Annotated in this window: 1 protein-coding gene; it reads right to left on the reverse strand. The window is 72.9% G+C overall.

The features are described 5' to 3' along the window. Nucleotides 1-218: 218 nt before the first annotated feature. A partial coding sequence (locus VT52_RS34675) for a LysM peptidoglycan-binding domain-containing protein (protein WP_071387767.1) occupies nt 219-750 on the reverse strand: 532 nt, incomplete at its 5' end.

Raw genomic sequence — 750 nt, forward strand, 5'->3', positions numbered from 1 at the left:
GCGGTTGGGGGTGGCGGCCACAAGAGCCGGGTTCCCCGGGGGGGGCCGCCGGGGGCCGGGGGCCGCCGGGCCCCCAGGAGCCGTGGGGGGGGAGGACTCCTGGGGTCCGTGGGACGGGGTGCCCGACAGGGTGGGCCCGTAGGGGACGGGGTGGGCCCTTGGGGGGTGGGGCATCACGGGCCGCCCCCTTCGAGGAGCCCGCGGCGGCCCTGGCCGGGTTACTTCAGGTGGAGCTGCTGGCCCGGGTAGATCAGGTTGGCGTCCTCGACGATGTCCTTGTTCAGGTCGAAGAGCTTCTTCCAGCCGCCGGCCACGTGATGCCGGACCGCGATGGAGCTGAGGGTGTCACCCTTGACCACCTTGTACTCGCCGTCGCCCTTCTTGACCTTCTTGCCGGTCGGGGTGGTGACGGTCTTGCTCGCGGACGAGCCGGCGGAGGTGCTCGTGGACTTGGCCGGCGCCGGGGTGGTGCGCTGCGTGGAGCGGGTGGCGGCCTGCTCGTCCGTGGAGCGGGTGGCGGTGCTGCCCGACGAGGTGGTCGTCGAGGCGGAGCCGCTGTACGGGGTGCTGGTCAGACCCGTACCGCAGACCGGCCAGGCGCCCTTGCCCTGCGCGGCGAGAACCTTCTCGGCGACGGAGATCTGCTGAGACTTGCTGGCCTTGTCGGCGGTGGCCGCGTAGGCGGTGCCGCCATAGGCGGCCCAGGTCGAGGCGGAGAACTGGAGGCCGCCGTAGTACCCGTTGCCGGTG

Source organism: Streptomyces malaysiense (genome assembly GCF_000980885.2).
GTDB lineage: Bacteria > Actinomycetota > Actinomycetes > Streptomycetales > Streptomycetaceae > Streptomyces > Streptomyces malaysiense.